This window comes from Hungatella sp. (assembly GCF_046966825.1).
Map to the genome: position 1 here is coordinate 1 of NZ_JBKVCZ010000094.1, position 15,702 is coordinate 15,702.

Consider the following 15,702-nt stretch of genomic DNA (forward strand, 5'->3'; position numbering starts at 1 on the left):
GCCAATGAACCGGCTTTTGCATCTCCCATCATAAAGGCCAATGAGCCGTGCGTGACAGAGACGGTATACCGCTTTAAAAGCCAGGGGCTGGAACAGGGTGGAGAAGGCAGATGAAGAAGAGAAGACCGGCCGTCACGTTAAAGGATATTGCTGCGAAGACCGGTTACAGCGTCAATACGGTTTCAAGGGCGCTGAGGGATAAAGACGATATCGCAGCCCCGACAAGAGAGATGATTCAGAAGACTGCGCAGGAAATGGGACATGTAAGCAACACGCTGGCGGCTTCCCTGCGTCTGGGATATACGAATACCATCGCGGTGATTTTAGGAGACATCTCCAATCCTCATTTTTCCATTATGATGAAGGAGATCGAGGGCTATGCGTGGAAAGCCGGATACACCTCTATTCTGTTTAACACCAATGAAAATGAGGAGCTGGAGCTGGCGGCGATTCAGTCCGCCCTCAATAAAAATGTGGATGGCATTATCATCTGTCCGGCGCAGAAGACACCGTACAACTTAACTTATTTAAAAGAGTCGGGCGTTCCCTTTGTGCTGATCGGGCGCCGTGACGAGGCATACAGCTACGTGGTCTGCAACGATGAACTGGGCGGGTATCAGGCGACGAAGGAATTACTCTCGGCCGGCCACCGGGATATTCTGCTCCTTCATGGAGCCACCTATATATCCAGCGCCAGAGAGCGTCTGGAAGGCTACTGCCGGGCGTTTCGCGAGGCGGGGGTTCCCGTGAATGAGCGGCTGATCCGCCAGGTTCCGGTGGTTTCCGACGGATGCGAGGCTGTTTTGACGGACCTGGAGAACGAGGGACAGGAGTATACTGCGATCTTTGCCTTTAGCGACATGCTGGCCTGGGAGGCCTGGTGCTGTCTGTTAAAACGCGGCAAAATGGTGCCAGAGGACTGTTCCATCATTGGCTTCGACCATATTGAGTCGCGGTTAAAGCTGCCCCTGGGCCTGACCTCTGTCAGCTCCTATAAGGGCAGGATGTCCGCCATGGCCGCACAGATTCTGGTGGAACAGATACAGGGAAGTGCAGAGATCAGGCAGGCGGTGATCGATACAGCGATTGCGGCTGGCGAGACGGTCAGAAATAGAAACGAGTATAATTAGACGAGGACAAATAAATGGGGATTATGCATTCGGAATACAGAGACAGAATCAATCATTGGATCAGGACCCTGAAGGAAGATTTTTATACCCCGGCAGGTACGCTTGACTGGGAAGTATTTAAGACGATGGAGCAGCTGAGCTTCGAGGAAGCCGGCGAAAGAACGTATGAGAGGGTGGATCCCGGCTATACCTGGGGAGATACCTACGAATATGCCTGGTTCCGTACAAAACTTACGCTGCCGGAAGAGACTGCCGGAAAGAGAATTGTACTGAACTTATGTTCGGGCGGAGAATCTACGGTGTTTGTGAATGGCTCAGCGTTTGGCACGTACCGGGCTGACTGGGTGAAACAGCCCCACCATTTTCTGGTGGATAATACACTGACCCGGGAGGCGAAACCGGGAGACGTATTTGAGATCTGCATGGAGACATACGCCGGCCATTTCTACGCAGAAGCCCAGGACAGCGGCTGTTCCACCGGTCCGGTTCTTCCCGGACTTTACAGGGACGAGCTGGCTGAGGGAGCCAAAAGGACGCTGGGAGAAGGAACCTATGGAATCTGGGATGAAGACGCATACCAGCTTTTTATGGATGTGGAGACACTTTCCAGCCTTCTTAAGACCCTGGATGAGGATTCCCTGCGGGCGGCCAGAGTCGCGGAGGCGCTGGAACAATTCACACTGCTTGTGGATTTCGAGCAGGAGAAGGCGGCCAGGAGCCGGGATTACCGGAAAGCCCGCGCCATGCTGGAGCCAGTGCTTTCCGCTGTCAATGGATCCACGATGCCGGTATTTTCTGCGATAGGAAACGCCCATCTCGATCTGGCATGGCTGTGGCCCATGGCGGAGACCTACCGGAAGACGGCCAGGACGTTTGCGGCTCAGCTGCGTCTGATGGAGGAGTATAAAGATTATAAATTTATCCAGAGCCAGCCGGCGTGTTATGAGATGTGCCGGAAATACTACCCGGAGCTGTTTGAGGAGATCCGAAAAGCAGTGAAAAACGGCCAATGGATCGCTGAAGGAGCCATGTGGGTGGAGCCGGATACGAATATGGCGGGCGGTGAGGCACTGATCCGCCAGCTTCTGTACGGCAAGGCATACTATAAAGAAATGTTTGACGTGGACAGCAAGATGCTCTGGCTGCCGGATACCTTTGGATACACTGCGGCGCTTCCTCAGATTCTGAGAAAATGCGGCGTCGATTATCTGGTCACGCAGAAGATCTTCTGGTCCTACAACGAAGGCGAGCAGTTCCCCTACCACTATTTTTCATGGAGAGGAATGGACGGAAGCGAGATAGAAGCCTTCCTTCCTACCAACTACACGTATTATACGTCCCCGGAGGAGATGAACACCGTGTGGAAGAAGCGGGTTCAGAAGCGGGATCTGGATACGTTCCTGATTCCGTTCGGCTACGGAGACGGGGGCGGCGGTCCGACCAGAGATCACATCGAGTTCATAGAGCGTCAGAAGGATTTAGAGGGCGGTGTCCGCATCGAGATGGAGAACCCGGTCGATTACTTTGAACGCATGGAGAGCCGGGGCGGCCCGGCAAATACGTATGTGGGAGAGCTGTATTTTACGGCCCACCGCGGCACCTACACTTCACAGGCCGCTATCAAGAAATGGAACCGGAGAGCAGAACTCACCATGAGAGACTTAGAACTGTGGGCGTCCGCCGCCGCATCCATGGCAGCAGGGCACGGCAAAGAGAGTGTTTTCGGGAATAATACGGAAAATGCTGCGGGCAGCGCGTACCAGTATCCCGCAGAGCAGACGGAACGCTTATGGAAGGAAACACTGCTGAACCAGTTCCATGATATTCTCCCCGGCTCCAGTATTCACCGTGTATATGAGGAAGCGGAACGGTCTCTTGGCCGCGTCTGCGAGGAAGCGGAAAAACTCTGTGGAGAAGCGGTTTCAAGTCTGATAGAAGAGGGCGATGGAATTACCGTGTTTAACTCCCTTTCCTTCCCGCGCATCTGCCTGATTGATGTTCCGGAGAAGTACGAAAAAGGCTGCAGGACTCTGGAGGGAGAGGCAGTCCCTGTGTATACCGATGGAAAAACAGTTACCGCCAGAGTGGCAGTCCCCCCGATGGGTGCGGTTACGGTTATTCCGTGCGAAAATGAAGAGACGATACCTGGGGCGGTGAAAGAGGCAGCACCCGCGGCGATGAAAGAGACCGGATCCGTTCCGGCCCCATCCTCAACTCTGGCCGTAGTCATACCACAGGGGGACGGCTTCGTGATGGAAAATGACCGGCTCCGGGTAACCGTTGCCTCCAACGCGGAGATCACCTCCTATGTGCTGAAGGAGAGCGGAAGAGAATTTGCCAGGACACCGATGAACCATTTCCGCCTGTTTAAAGACGTGCCGAGGAAATTCGACGCCTGGGATATCGATTCCAATTATGCGGAACAGGAAATCGAGGGCGCCTTCGATGTGCACGTAGAGATTGTCTGCGCCGCAGGCGCCAGAGCAGTCCTGAGGGCGGCAGGAAAGATTGGCAGTTCTTCGTTCAGTCAGGATATCACTCTGGCAGTGGGAGAAAGCAGGGTAGAATTTGCGACAGAAGTTGACTGGCGTGAACTGCACAGGCTGTTGAAGGTCAGTTTCCCTACTGTTTTATATGGAGAGTATGGGATCAATGAGATGCAGTTTGGCTATGTGGAGCGCCCGATGCACCGGTCCAGGGCGTATGATAAAGACCGGTTCGAGGTGTGCAACCACCGGTACAGCGCTGTGTGCGACGGCGGCAATGGCTTTGCTGTCTTAAATGACTGTAAGTACGGAATCAGCATGGAGGACGGAGCACTGGAGCTGACGCTTCTCCGCGCGGGAGCCTGCCCGGATATGCGGGCGGATAACCGGATTCATACCTTTACGTATGGAGCGGCGGCATGGAATGGAAGCTTCCAGGAGAGCGATGTGGTCAGACAGGGGTATGAGATGAATGTAGCACCTCTTGTCGTAAACGGAAGAACAGATACCTTCTCATTGGCAGATACCGGATCAGACCACGTGGTGATCGAGGCCGTGAAGCTGGCAGAGGACGGAAGCGGAGATGTGGTTTTCCGGCTTTATGAATGCAAGAAACGGATGGATTCGGCAGCTGTAAAGATCAATCTTCCGGTGAAATCCGCATGGCTGTGCGATATGCTGGAGAATAAGGAAGAGGAAGCCGCCGTGACGGACGGCGTCATCAATCTGGACTTCAAGGCATTTGAGATAAAAACAGTGAGAATTGCTTTAAAATAACGGAGACCTTGAGATCGGGGCCGGAATGCAGTAAGATGCATTCTGGCCTCGATGATTGTTTTCCGGCGGCCTGTATGATATAATTTCTCAATAAAGCGGTAGGAGGCATCTTATGACGATTCAACAGCTCCAGTACGTATTGGAAATCAGCAGGACAGGTTCCGTATCGAAGGCGGCAAAGACGCTCTACCTTTCCCAGCCCAACTTAAGCAACGCCATTAAGAACCTGGAAAATGAGCTTGGAATTACCATATTTGAACGGACACCCATGGGGATGCAGCTGACGGCCAGCGGGATGAAGCTGGCGAAAAAGGCCACCTCCATCATGGCGGATATTCAGGAGATTACCAGCGGGATAAGCGCGGAAGAGGACTGTCTGTTCCGGCTCGTATACCCCCGTTACGTGCCTGCCTTCGAGGCCTTCTGGGATTTGTGCACGGATTACCAGGAGATGGCTCATCTTCATTTTTCCTGTTATATCGGCGACGGTGAGAAACAGGTGGAGGCGCTCTACAGAAATCTCTGTGACCTGGTAATCTATCTGGAGACAGGATCCTCCAGCTTTGCAAGGCTCTGTTCCGATCTTCACGTGAAATTTGTAAAGCTGAAGGATGTGTGCTTCTATGTGCAGCTGGCTGAAAACCATCCGCTGCTCCAGAAGCCGCATTTTGATATCGAAGAGCTGAAAAACTATCCCTATGTGGCGTTTTCGGATATCTATGAGAGAGATGCCAACTGGATGCCCTGGCAGGATATTGTTAATCCGAACCGGCTGATCTGCGTCCAGTCCACATCCTCCCGGGTATCGCTGGTCTCCAATTCCCTGGCGTTCAGCATCGTGCTGCCTCATTCGGAGGAGTATAACCGCGCCCATCACGTAGTCAGCATACCCTTTGACAACCGCCAGCTGGAACTGGGATACCTCTATCCCATGGACCGTGGTTTGAGCGATTATGCCAAAGAGTATCTGGAGTATTTTAAGAAGAGAATCAATTTTTAATTATGAAAACGTTTATAAAACACTTATAAAATCACTCATAAAATCACTCATAAAAACGCTGTGCAGAGACTGTCTGCCGGCGTTTTTATTTTATAAAAATCCAGCCTGTAATACAATGATTTTCAATATTATTTAATATCACCATATAGATTGTTTATATATCTCCATAAATGAATCATATTTCCTTCTGGACCCGAGTATCTGATAATATTAACTATAACAAATGCACAGAAGGAGAGGGAAAATGGAAGAAAAACAATTCATTCATGACATTGTGGCAGAAAAGGCAGATATCATTGCCGGAATCAACCGGGCTGTATGGGATTATGCGGAGTTTGGTTATCAGGAAGATCAGAGTGCGGAAAAGATCAAGGCGGTTTTAAGACAGGAAGGCTTTGAGGTGGAAGAAGGAGTGGCGAAGATCCCTACCGCATTTGTGGGGAGATACGGAAGCGGTAAGCCTGTCATTGGAATTTTGGCCGAGTATGATGCTTTACCGGATTTAAGCCAGAAAGCCGGATGTGCAAAGCCATGTCCCATCGAAGGGAAAAAGTACGGACATGGATGCGGCCACAGCGCCCTGGGGGCAGGGGCCGCAGGGGCAGCGATTGCGGTGAAGGAGTATTTACAGAGGACTGGAGTGACGGGAACCGTGGAATTATACGGATGTCCGGCCGAGGAGACTGGATTCGGCAAGGCATTTATGGTAAAGGAGCACTGCTTTGACGGCATCGATGCGGCGTTCAGCTGGCATCCGATGGACGGCAACATGTCCATGTCGGTGAGAACGGTAGCTTATTATAAGGTCCGGTTCGATTTTAAAGGGACGACCGCCCACGCGGGAGCGGCTCCGGAGCTGGGGCGCAGCGCACTGGATGCCTGTGAACTGATGAATGTGGGTGTGAATTACCTGCGGGAACACATTATTTCCGACGCCCGCGTGCACTATGCGTACTTAGACTGCGGCGGGCAGGCTCCCAACATTGTACCGGATCACGCCTCACTTCTATACTTTATCCGTGCTCCAAAGCTCGTTCAGAGCGGGGAGATCCTGGAACGCATGAGAAAGATCGCGGAAGGGGCCGCGCTGATGACAGAGACGAAGGTAAGCATCAAGGTCCTGGGTGGCTTAAGCGACACAATTCCCAATCCAACGCTTTCCCAGCTTCTATCCGATGCCTATCTGGAAACCGGCGCCCCGGATTTTGGGGAAGAGGAATTCGCCATTGCGAGAGACTTCCTGGCCGCCATGCCGCAGGAGCAGAGAGAGCGGGTGGTGAAAAACGGAGCAAAGCAGAACGGAATCAGCGAGGAAGAATTTGCGCAGCGGCCTCTCAATTCCTTTATTATGCCTTACACGCCTGCCATGAGAGACAAAGTGATGACCGGCTCCAGTGACGTGGGAGACGTGAGCTATCAGGTACCGACCGCTCAGATTACGGCGGCGACGGGAATCCCGGAGACTGGCGCGCATACGTGGCAGATGACGGCGCAGGTAGGAACCTCCATCGGTGATAAGGCCAGCCAGGCGGTAGCGCGTGCGATTGCCCTGGCCTGTGCGAAGATCTATGGAAATCCGGAGATTCTGGATACAGCAAAGAAGGAACTGGAGGAGGAAACCGGAGGCGTATACCTTTCACCGATTCCCGAAGGAGTCCAGCCAGGAGCGATTTCCTAACCAGAAGAGAGTTCCTGACCGGGGGATGATCCCTACCATATAAAAAGGAGAAAAGAATCATGACATTTAACGAAATAATGAACAGTCCGCTTCTCTACGCGTTAGTCGGGGCGGGAATCGTATATATCCTGATATTCTGCGTAATTACACTGAGAAAAGCATACCGTCACGGTCTGGAAATCGGCCTGACAAAAGAGAAACTGAAGACGGCTATTACCTCATCGGCCATCTATTCCATCGTCCCCTCCATTTCCATCGTCATCGGTCTGTTCAGTCTTGCGGCTGTTCTGGGGGTCCCGTGGTCATGGTTCCGCTTATCCGTGGTAGGCTCCGTTACGTATGAACTGATGGCGGCCGACATGGTAGCCACGGGAGCCGGCTATGAATCCATCGCTGCGCTTAACGCGGCGGGAGATGCCTCCATCGTCGGTACCGTCATGTTTGTTATGAGTATCTGTATTCTGGGCGGAATTGTCGGCGTCCTGATTTTTGGAAAACGTGTGCAGACCAGTCTGCAGAAGGCGAAAAACACACATGGAGCGATGGGCGCTCTCCTGACAGGCGTACTGTCACTGGCTATCATCGAAGCATTCCTTCCGATTCAGATCATGAAGGGACCGGTCTATCTGGCGGTAGTCGTTACCTCCTGCGTGATCGTCATGATACATATGGCTGTTATTAAGAAATTTAAGATTCTCTGGCTGCGAAATTTCGTCATGGCAGATACACTTTTGCTGGGCATGGCGTCGTCCCTTGTGTGGGTCAGGATACTTGGTTAATGGGGAGAAGGAAAGGAAGGTATTATCATGGATAAAAATTACGAGACAAGCATCCACCGGATCGGGCGTATCGGCGTCATCATAGCAATCGTATTTATGCTGGGAATTCCTGCGGTCATATCCACGGTCTATGGCGTATGGCCGGAGAGCATCGGACAGATATTTGCGGTGGGAGGCGGACTGCTGGCGGTCTTTCTGCCCACAAATATAGCAGAGGTACTGAGCTACACGCCGATCCTGGGCTCCTCCGCGTACTTAACCTTTTTAACCGGAAATGTTATGAACTTAAAGATACCGGTAGTCATCAACGCCCAGGTGCTCACAGACACCTCGCAGGGCACGGATGAGGGAGACACGATTGCGACGATCGGCGTTGCGGTTTCCTCCATTGTTACCACACTGATTATTGTGCTGGGAGTCATACTTCTTGTACCGCTCCGTCCGCTGCTTACGAGTCCGGCTGTTCAGACGGCGACTCAGTACCTGCTTCCTGCACTGTTCGGCGGAATTCTCTTAAGCTTTGTCAACGACGACTGCGGAGAATACGTGGCAAAGGGAAAATCACTCACCATGATCTTTCCGTTGATTCTGGTGTTTGTCATCAATGCATTTTACCCGCTGGGAGGAAAAGAGGGATTCGTAGTACTTTTGTGTATGGGTGTCACAGTCGTCTGTGCCCTGGTGATGTATAAGGCAGGGATTATCAAAATGACGCTGAAGAGCGAATTAAAGGCCCGAAAGAAAAATTAATGGAAAAGCAGGGAAGTGAATAATACCCTGATTAAAAAAGAGGAATGTCCACTCATTCGATTGAGTAGGCATTCCTCTTTTTTGGGAGATATACTATATTTTTGTCTATTTTGTACAATTATTACTCTGTATATCGTATATCCTTCACATAGACATCATATCATCTGCATGCTATGATAGGATCAAACAAAAGGTAATACCTATTACCTAATACCAATATGCAGGAGGATTTTATATGAGTTACCAGAGCCATGAATACTACTTAAGACGTGCAATCGAGATATCCAGGGAGGCCCGCGCTGCGGGCAACACGCCCTTCGGAGCGCTTTTAGTGAACAAGGATGGGGACATTGTGATGGAACAGGGGAATATTGAAATCACAGACAAAATCTGTACAGGTCATGCGGAAGCAACTTTGGCTGCACGTGCATCCCATGAATTTACAAAGGATTTTCTCTGGGACTGTACCTTATATACCACAGCGGAACCATGCGCAATGTGTGCCGGCGCCATCTACTGGGCTAATATCGGCCGCGTAGTTTATGGCATGACCGAGCGCCGTTTGCTGGAGCTGACTGGCAGCAATGAGCAGAATCCAACCTTTGACCTTCCCTGCCGTGAAGTATTTGCCCGGGGACAAAAGGCAATTGAGGTGGTCGGACCTGTTCCGGAAGTGGAAGTAGATGCAGCCAAAGTTCATGAAGGCTATTGGGACTAGCAGGAGGACTTTATATGGATATGTTTTCTGAGAAAATAAGCCCTGGCAAGAACCTGTTGGTAGGCTTCCAGCATGTGTTAGCCATGTGCCCCGGAACCATAGCGGTTCCTCTTATCATGGGCGGCGCCATGGGGCTGGATGCCAGGACCACTGCGTTTCTGGTATCAGCCAACCTTTTTACCAGCGGAATTGCCATTCTGATCCAGGTATTTGGTTTGAGCAAATACATAGGCTCCAGATACCCGATCATTCTGGGCTCCTCCTTTGCACCTCTGGCTCCCATGATCATGATTGGCAATACTTACGGCCTTCCCACCCTGTTTGGAGCCATTATGGTATCCGGTGTCCTGATTTTTCTTCTTTCCTTTTTCCTGGATAAGATTCTTATGCTGTTTCCGCCGGTGGTCGTTGGTACTTTCGTTACACTGATCGGCGTCAGCCTGGCCCCTACGGCTATCCAGGATCTGGCCGGCGGAACCGGCAGCAGTACTTACGGATCGGTGCAGAATCTGCTGCTGGGATTTGGCGTTTTAATCTTTATCATCCTGGTGGAGAAGTTCGGCAAAGGAATCTGGCGGGCTATGTCTCTTCTGTTGGGGATTATCGGCGGAACAGTGGTCGGGGCTTTCCTGGGAATGGTGGATATAACACCGATTCAGGAGGCAAGTGCATTCCAGCTGGTGACACCCTTTTACTTTGGTACACCGCAGTTTGAGGCGGGGTCCATATTGATTATGACCATTTTCTGTATCATAAATATGATTCAGTGCATTGGCGTCTTCTCCGTATTGGATGAGATCGCCGGAACGCATACAGACAATGCCACTAAGATTAAAGGCATCAAGGCGCAGGCAGTTTCACAGGTTATTACAGGAGCCTTTAACTCTGTCCCCTCCACCATGTTCAATGAAAATGTCAGCCTGATCGACCTCACAAAGATAAAAAGCCGCTCGGTAATTGCGACGGCCGGAGTGATGATGCTTCTTCTTGGTATATTCCCCAAGGTCTCTGCGGTGATAACGGTTGTTCCGAAGGCAGTTCTGGGAGGAGCCACCCTGGCTCTGTTTGGCGTCATTACTTCGTCAGGAATCTCCATACTGTCCAAACTGAATTTCTTTGAAAACAATAATTTTACGATTGTAGGAACCAGTATTGCCATCGGCGTTGGTGCCACCTTCGCCTCAGATATCTTTGCAGGTCTTCCCTCCACGCTCAGCATGATCTGCAGCAATGGTCTTTTTATGGTAAGCGCCAGCGCCATTCTTCTAAATCTTCTTTTAAATGGAAGCAAGGGCTTGAAACGTTGACAAAGAGCCTCCCACCAACTATGATTAAAGAAAAAGGCAGGAGGCTATCACATGGAGTACCAGAAGCTGAACACACTGACACTTTCCGAGCAGGCAAAGCGTGAAATACATAAATATATCAAGAACATGGACCTTTCCCGTAATAATAAGCTTCCCAGAGAAGAGGTGATGGCTGAGATGATCGGTGTCAGCCGCATCACCATACGACAGGCATTCAATGACCTGGCCTCAGAGGGCATTATCTTTCGCCGCCAGGGAAAAGGCACTTTTGTAAACGTAGATTCTCTCAATATTAAGGTTAAATTCAATCCCTGTATGGAATTTACTCAAATGATTGAGAACAGTGGATATACACCTTCTGTCAGGCTGCTGAACATTCAGAAAATCGACCGGGATGAAGCCATTTGTCAGCAGCTGCAGATGGAGAGCGGTGAACAGCTCGTAGTAGCAGAGAAGATGTTTCTGGCCGATGATACGGTATGTGCTTTCTGCCGTGATTATTTTAGTTTATCTCTCATCGGAGGGGAAGAGGCATTTCGTGAATTCAGCAAATATGAGAATTCCATTTTTCAATACATCTACAATCTTTCCGGTGAAAAAATCGAATGGGATAAAGTGGAGATCGATACCATTCTGACGACAGAGATCGAAGGGCTGGACCAATATGCAGATATGAATCAGCTGGGCTGCAAACCTTTTTTATACTTGAAGGGAATAAACTACAGTTCATCGGATCGGCCTCTGATTCATGCCAATGAGTATATAAACACGGCCATTATAAAGTTTAATATGATACGGCAGAAAAATATACGGTACTAAAAAAAGAGGAATTTCGACTCAATGAAATGAGCTGAAATTCCTCTTTTCTATTCCATATTTATTCGGATTCCCGTTCCACCTTGATTTCCCAATGGATCAGGAATGTCAGCGCCGCCCTTAGGGCGATAATCGCGGCCACCACGGCCACTTCCGACAGCTGGCGGACCACTACGGTACGCAGGATCTCGCTTCCCAGCTTAAATTCCAGCCCCAAAGCCATGCCCTGAGCCAGATTCAGACGAATGGAGGGATTTCTCTTCACGGAATCATAAATCCCGCGGAGCCCTGCCGCGATGATAACCAGAACTCCCATAAATTCGAACAGGAGAATGGTGATATCGACCACCTGCTGTAAAATTGTTTCTAATGCGTTTACCACGATACGTCCTCCTGACTGCGGCGGGTACTGTCATGCGTAAGCGATGCAGCCCTAATTCGATTTCACTTCTTTCCAGTATTCATTATAAATAGAATCTACATCGGTTCCAAGATACTGAAAGACTTCGCAGTTTTTCAGAGAGTCCGTATCCGGGAATACAGCCTTGTTGTTCTGAAGATCAGAATCAAGCAGATCAAAGGCGCCCTTGTTCGGTGTCGGGTAGGTGATGTATTCAAAATTCTTCTTGGCGATATCCGGGCGGCAGAGGAAATTAATCCATTTCTCTGCATTTTCTTTATTCGGAGCGTTGGCCGGGATTACCCAGGAATCCAGCCAGAGATTGGTTCCCTCCTCGGGGATTACGTATTCCAGCGAGTAATCCAGTCCGAGATCGGCCACCTCCTGCTGAATGTAAAGCATTTCACCGGAGTAGATGACGCCCATGGCAGCTTCGCCGCCGATCATCTTGTCGCGGACCTGATCGATCACATACGCCTGAACCAGAGGCTTCTGCTTGATCAGTAAGTCTCTCGCCTCGGCGATTTCCGCCTCATTGGTAGTATTCATCGAGTAGCCCAGAGATTTTAGAGCCACCATGAAGGCGTCGCGGACGCTGTCCTGCATCAGGATATTGTCCTTAAATTTCTCATCCCATAGATCGGACCACTTCGTTGGTGCATCCTCCGGGGCCACCATGCTGGTGTTATAGAGAATACCCACGGTACCCCAGCAGTAAGGAACGGAATACTTGTTTTCCGGGTCAAAGCTCCTGGACATATCCATATACTTGGAATCAATTTCCTTAATGTTCGGAATATTGTCAAAATTGATTTCAGCAAGCATGTTATTCTCGATCATCTTCTGAATCATATAATCGGATGGGCAGACTGCGTCGTATTTCACGCCGCCGGCTTCAATGACGGGATACATCTCTTCATTCGTCTCGAACATATCGTAGATGACATCAATCCCGGTCTCCTCCTTAAACTGGGCGATGACGTCCTCATCGATATACTCCCCCCAGTTGTAAACGTAAACTTCTCCGGCGCCTCCTGCTTTTTCGGCAGATTTGCCGCAGCCGCTCATGGTGACGGCGGATAATGCGGCCACGGCCGCAACGGCCATGATGGAACAAACCCTTTTTTTCATAATCTGTCTCCTTTTAAATAATCTTAATGTTTCTTCCGTTTCGGTGCAAAATTTGTAATCAGTAAGAGGATCAGCACCGTTAAGAAGATGATAGTGGACAGCGCGTACATGGAGGGCTTGATGCCGCGCCGTACTTCGCTGTATATTAACGTGGATAAGGTGTTGATGCCGGCGCCGCGGGTAAAATGGGTGATGATGAAATCATCCAGCGACATGGTGAAGGCCAGCAGAAAACCGGAGAGCACGCCCGGAAGGATATCCGGAAATACAACTTTAAAAAAGGCGTAGACCGGAGTTGCGCCCAAATCCATGGCGGCCTCATAAGTACTCTTATCCGTTTGTTTTAACTTCGGCATGACACTTAAAATGACATACGGAATGTTAAAGGTAATATGTGCAATCAGAATCGTTTTAAACCCGAGGGAGATTCCGAAGGCGATAAATGCCAGCATCAGGGAGATGCCGGTCACAATATCTGCGTTCAGCATGGGAATATTGGTGATTCCCATCACAATACTGCGGGGAACACGCTTCATATTATTAATGGCGATAGCCGCCGCCGTGCCGATGATGACCGCGATGATCGAGGACAGAAAGGCAATCAGCAGCGTATTGTAGAGCGCCGTCATGATGGTATTGCTGGAGAACAGCTCCGTGTACCACCGTGTGGTAAAGCCGCCCCACTGAGTCCTGGACTTGGAGCTGTTAAAAGACAGCACCGTCATGGTCGCAATCGGAGCGTACAAAAATACCAGGATGAGGACCAGATAGAAGTCCTGAACAAAACGTTTGAGTATACCAGTCTTTTTGCCCATCAAAATGCAGTCCCCTCCCCGTTTTTATCGTATTTGGCGATCAGCGCCATACTGATTAAGATAAATATCATCATGACAAGAGAGAGGCCGGAACCCAGATTCCAGTTGCTTCCCTTGGTAAATTCCTGCTCGATGACATTGCCGATTAAGAGAATCTTGCTTCCGCCCAGTAAATTGGAGATAACGAAGGTGGTGAGCGCCGGCACGAACACCATGGTGATTCCGCTGACGATCCCCGGGATGCTTAACGGGAGCAGAATGCGGAACAGGATCTGAAAAAAGTTGGCTCCCAGGTCCTGGGCGGCATTTATGACGTTGTCATCAATCTTGGACAGTACATTATAAATAGGAAGAACCATAAATGGCAGGAAGTTATATACCATGCCGAGAATAATGGCTCCCGGTGTGTTGATTAAGCCCTGGGCCGGCAGATGGAGCGCCGATAAAATTCCGTTGATCACTCCGTTCTTCTCCAGAAGCGTCTGCCATGCCAGCGTGCGCAGCAGGAAATTCATCCACATCGGCAGGATAAAGATGAAGACGATAAAGCTGCCCTGGCCGATACCCCGCGACCTTAAAATGAGGGCCAGCGGATAGGCGAGGATAAAACAGATAATAGTGCTGACTAAGGACAGTCCGAGGGACAGCCACAGCGCCTTTCTGTGTTCCACCGTGGCGATGGATAAGACATTCGCCAGGGTGAACGCTCCGCTCCTGTCTGTCAGACCGTAAAATACGATCAAAGCCAGCGGAATGATGGTGAAACCGATCATCCACATGAGATAGGGACCGGATAATAATTTCTTACTCATTGACTCCCACGGCCTCCTCATCCTCTGAAGCCGGCTTGTTCATGATCTGGATGTCGAATGGATCCACGTGGATATCCACTTCCTGTCCGACCGGGAACATATCCGTGCTGTGTACGAGCCACTCGAAGCCATCCGGTGTGGTGACTTCCATCTCGTAGTGAACGCCTTTGAAGATTAAATGGGTTACAACGCCTGAGATCGAGCCCTGTCCGGGAGCCACTAAATCGATGTCCTCCGGACGGATTACCACGTCGACCGGCTTGTTGTTGCCAAAGCCCTTATCGACACAGACAAACTTTGCGCCAAAGATTTCCACCAGCTCATCCCGGATCATGATGCCCGGAACAATGTTGCTTTCCCCGATAAAATCGGCCACGAAGGCATTTTCCGGTTCATTGTAGATGTTTTCCGGAGATCCCATCTGCTGAATATAGCCCTGGTTCATGACGACGATGGTGTCGGACATGGTGAGGGCCTCCTCCTGATCATGGGTCACGTAGATAAAGGTGATTCCCAGCTCGTTCTTTAAACGGATCAGCTCATACTGCATATCCTGGCGGAGCTTCAAATCCAGCGCTCCCAGCGGTTCGTCGAGGAGCAGGACGCGGGGCTCATTGACGATGGCCCGTGCAATGGCGATTCGCTGCTGCTGGCCGCCGCTTAATGAGTCCACGGTACGGTTTTCGAAGCCGTCTAAGTTCACCAGCTTTAAGGCGTACTTGATCTTATCCTGGATATACGTCTTCGGTTTGTTTTTGATCTTCAGTCCAAATGCGATATTTTCCGCAATGGACATATGAGTGAACAGCGCGTATTTCTGGAATACGGTGTTCAGCTGGCGTTTATTTGGCGGAAGGCTGGTGATCTCCTGGCCGTCAAAGATGACCGTACCCTGATCTGGCCGTTCGAATCCGCCGATAATCCGGAGCGTTGTGGTTTTACCGCAGCCGCTGGGTCCAAGCAGTGTGACAAATGTATTTTCCTTTACGGAAAGATTTAAATCGTCCAGCACAACCGTGCCGTCAAATGCCTTCGTAATGTTTTTTAAATCAATTAATGGCTGACCCATGACCCTTTATCCTCCTCGTTATGAGCACGTAAGC

General features: G+C 50.4%; 14 protein-coding genes. 9 read left to right on the top strand and 5 right to left on the bottom strand.

Features of this window, described 5'->3' with window-relative positions; genetic code table 11:
• Nucleotides 1-110: 110 nt before the first annotated feature.
• From ACLTD4_RS23330 to ACLTD4_RS23370, 9 genes are all read left to right on the top strand, one after another.
• Complete coding sequence (locus tag ACLTD4_RS23330; protein WP_117622032.1) at nt 111-1,130, top strand: LacI family DNA-binding transcriptional regulator; 1,020 nt, start codon at nt 111-113, stop codon at nt 1,128-1,130.
• A gap of 14 nt (nt 1,131-1,144) precedes the next feature.
• Nucleotides 1,145-4,393, top strand: a complete 3,249-nt coding sequence (locus ACLTD4_RS23335; RefSeq protein WP_117622033.1) for an alpha-mannosidase — start codon at nt 1,145-1,147, stop codon at nt 4,391-4,393.
• 112 nt (nt 4,394-4,505) lie between these two features.
• Nucleotides 4,506-5,393, top strand: coding sequence for a LysR family transcriptional regulator (locus tag ACLTD4_RS23340; RefSeq protein ID WP_002604904.1), 888 nt, complete (start codon nt 4,506-4,508; stop codon nt 5,391-5,393).
• Nucleotides 5,394-5,637: 244 nt separating this feature from the next.
• Nucleotides 5,638-7,071 carry an amidohydrolase gene (locus tag ACLTD4_RS23345; protein WP_117622034.1) on the top strand — a complete coding sequence of 478 codons (1,434 nt, stop codon included), beginning with the start codon at nt 5,638-5,640 and terminating at the stop codon, nt 7,069-7,071.
• A gap of 59 nt (nt 7,072-7,130) precedes the next feature.
• Nucleotides 7,131-7,850: a DUF5058 family protein gene (locus tag ACLTD4_RS23350; RefSeq protein WP_117622035.1), complete on the top strand. Its 720-nt coding sequence runs from the start codon at nt 7,131-7,133 to the stop codon at nt 7,848-7,850.
• 27 nt (nt 7,851-7,877) lie between these two features.
• Nucleotides 7,878-8,600: a hypothetical protein gene (locus ACLTD4_RS23355; RefSeq protein WP_117622036.1), complete on the top strand. Its 723-nt coding sequence runs from the start codon at nt 7,878-7,880 to the stop codon at nt 8,598-8,600.
• Nucleotides 8,601-8,835: 235 nt separating this feature from the next.
• On the top strand, nt 8,836-9,318 hold the full coding sequence (locus ACLTD4_RS23360; RefSeq protein WP_055653310.1) for a nucleoside deaminase: 483 nt from the start codon (nt 8,836-8,838) through the stop codon (nt 9,316-9,318).
• A 14-nt stretch (nt 9,319-9,332) separates the two neighbouring features.
• Nucleotides 9,333-10,625 carry a uracil-xanthine permease family protein gene (locus ACLTD4_RS23365; protein WP_055653311.1) on the top strand — a complete coding sequence of 431 codons (1,293 nt, stop codon included), beginning with the start codon at nt 9,333-9,335 and terminating at the stop codon, nt 10,623-10,625.
• Nucleotides 10,626-10,676: 51 nt separating this feature from the next.
• A complete protein-coding gene (locus ACLTD4_RS23370) occupies nt 10,677-11,444 on the top strand; it encodes a GntR family transcriptional regulator (RefSeq protein WP_055653312.1) in 768 nt (255 codons plus the stop codon).
• Nucleotides 11,445-11,502: 58 nt separating this feature from the next.
• Here the strand turns inward: ACLTD4_RS23370 and ACLTD4_RS23375 are convergent, their stop codons facing one another.
• From ACLTD4_RS23375 to ACLTD4_RS23395, 5 genes are read right to left on the bottom strand one after another with little or no spacing between them, the layout of a single operon-like run.
• Nucleotides 11,503-11,823, bottom strand: a complete 321-nt coding sequence (locus ACLTD4_RS23375) for a DUF1622 domain-containing protein (RefSeq protein ID WP_002604897.1) — start codon at nt 11,821-11,823, stop codon at nt 11,503-11,505.
• A gap of 51 nt (nt 11,824-11,874) precedes the next feature.
• Complete coding sequence (locus tag ACLTD4_RS23380; protein ID WP_117622037.1) at nt 11,875-12,972, bottom strand: ABC transporter substrate-binding protein; 1,098 nt, start codon at nt 12,970-12,972, stop codon at nt 11,875-11,877.
• A 23-nt stretch (nt 12,973-12,995) separates the two neighbouring features.
• Nucleotides 12,996-13,787 (bottom strand): ABC transporter permease, encoded by a 792-nt coding sequence (locus ACLTD4_RS23385; RefSeq protein WP_055653314.1) that lies wholly within the window; start codon nt 13,785-13,787, stop codon nt 12,996-12,998.
• Nucleotides 13,787-14,599, bottom strand: coding sequence for an ABC transporter permease (locus tag ACLTD4_RS23390; RefSeq protein WP_055653315.1), 813 nt, complete (start codon nt 14,597-14,599; stop codon nt 13,787-13,789). The genes ACLTD4_RS23385 and ACLTD4_RS23390 overlap by 1 nt, the downstream gene beginning before the upstream one ends.
• The gene (locus ACLTD4_RS23395) at nt 14,592-15,668 is read right to left on the bottom strand and encodes an ABC transporter ATP-binding protein (RefSeq protein ID WP_055653316.1); all 1,077 of its coding nucleotides are present in this window, start codon (nt 15,666-15,668) and stop codon (nt 14,592-14,594) included. Before ACLTD4_RS23395 ends, ACLTD4_RS23390 begins: the two co-directional genes overlap by 8 nt.
• Nucleotides 15,669-15,702 lie beyond the last annotated feature (34 nt).

What these genes read in the sequence shown, in the direction of transcription:
- ACLTD4_RS23365 (WP_055653311.1), top strand. Translation starts at nt 9,333, where the DNA reads ATGGATATGTTTTCTGAGAAAATAAGCCCTGGCAAGAACCTGTTGGTA.
- ACLTD4_RS23385 (WP_055653314.1), bottom strand. Translation starts at nt 13,787, where the DNA reads ATGGGCAAAAAGACTGGTATACTCAAACGTTTTGTTCAGGACTTCTAT.
- ACLTD4_RS23380 (WP_117622037.1), bottom strand. Translation starts at nt 12,972, where the DNA reads ATGAAAAAAAGGGTTTGTTCCATCATGGCCGTTGCGGCCGTGGCCGCA.
- ACLTD4_RS23345 (WP_117622034.1), top strand. Translation starts at nt 5,638, where the DNA reads ATGGAAGAAAAACAATTCATTCATGACATTGTGGCAGAAAAGGCAGAT.
- ACLTD4_RS23330 (WP_117622032.1), top strand. Translation starts at nt 111, where the DNA reads ATGAAGAAGAGAAGACCGGCCGTCACGTTAAAGGATATTGCTGCGAAG.
- ACLTD4_RS23390 (WP_055653315.1), bottom strand. Translation starts at nt 14,599, where the DNA reads ATGAGTAAGAAATTATTATCCGGTCCCTATCTCATGTGGATGATCGGT.
- ACLTD4_RS23355 (WP_117622036.1), top strand. Translation starts at nt 7,878, where the DNA reads ATGGATAAAAATTACGAGACAAGCATCCACCGGATCGGGCGTATCGGC.
- ACLTD4_RS23335 (WP_117622033.1), top strand. Translation starts at nt 1,145, where the DNA reads ATGGGGATTATGCATTCGGAATACAGAGACAGAATCAATCATTGGATC.
- ACLTD4_RS23340 (WP_002604904.1), top strand. Translation starts at nt 4,506, where the DNA reads ATGACGATTCAACAGCTCCAGTACGTATTGGAAATCAGCAGGACAGGT.
- ACLTD4_RS23360 (WP_055653310.1), top strand. Translation starts at nt 8,836, where the DNA reads ATGAGTTACCAGAGCCATGAATACTACTTAAGACGTGCAATCGAGATA.
- ACLTD4_RS23395 (WP_055653316.1), bottom strand. Translation starts at nt 15,668, where the DNA reads ATGGGTCAGCCATTAATTGATTTAAAAAACATTACGAAGGCATTTGAC.
- ACLTD4_RS23370 (WP_055653312.1), top strand. Translation starts at nt 10,677, where the DNA reads ATGGAGTACCAGAAGCTGAACACACTGACACTTTCCGAGCAGGCAAAG.
- ACLTD4_RS23350 (WP_117622035.1), top strand. Translation starts at nt 7,131, where the DNA reads ATGACATTTAACGAAATAATGAACAGTCCGCTTCTCTACGCGTTAGTC.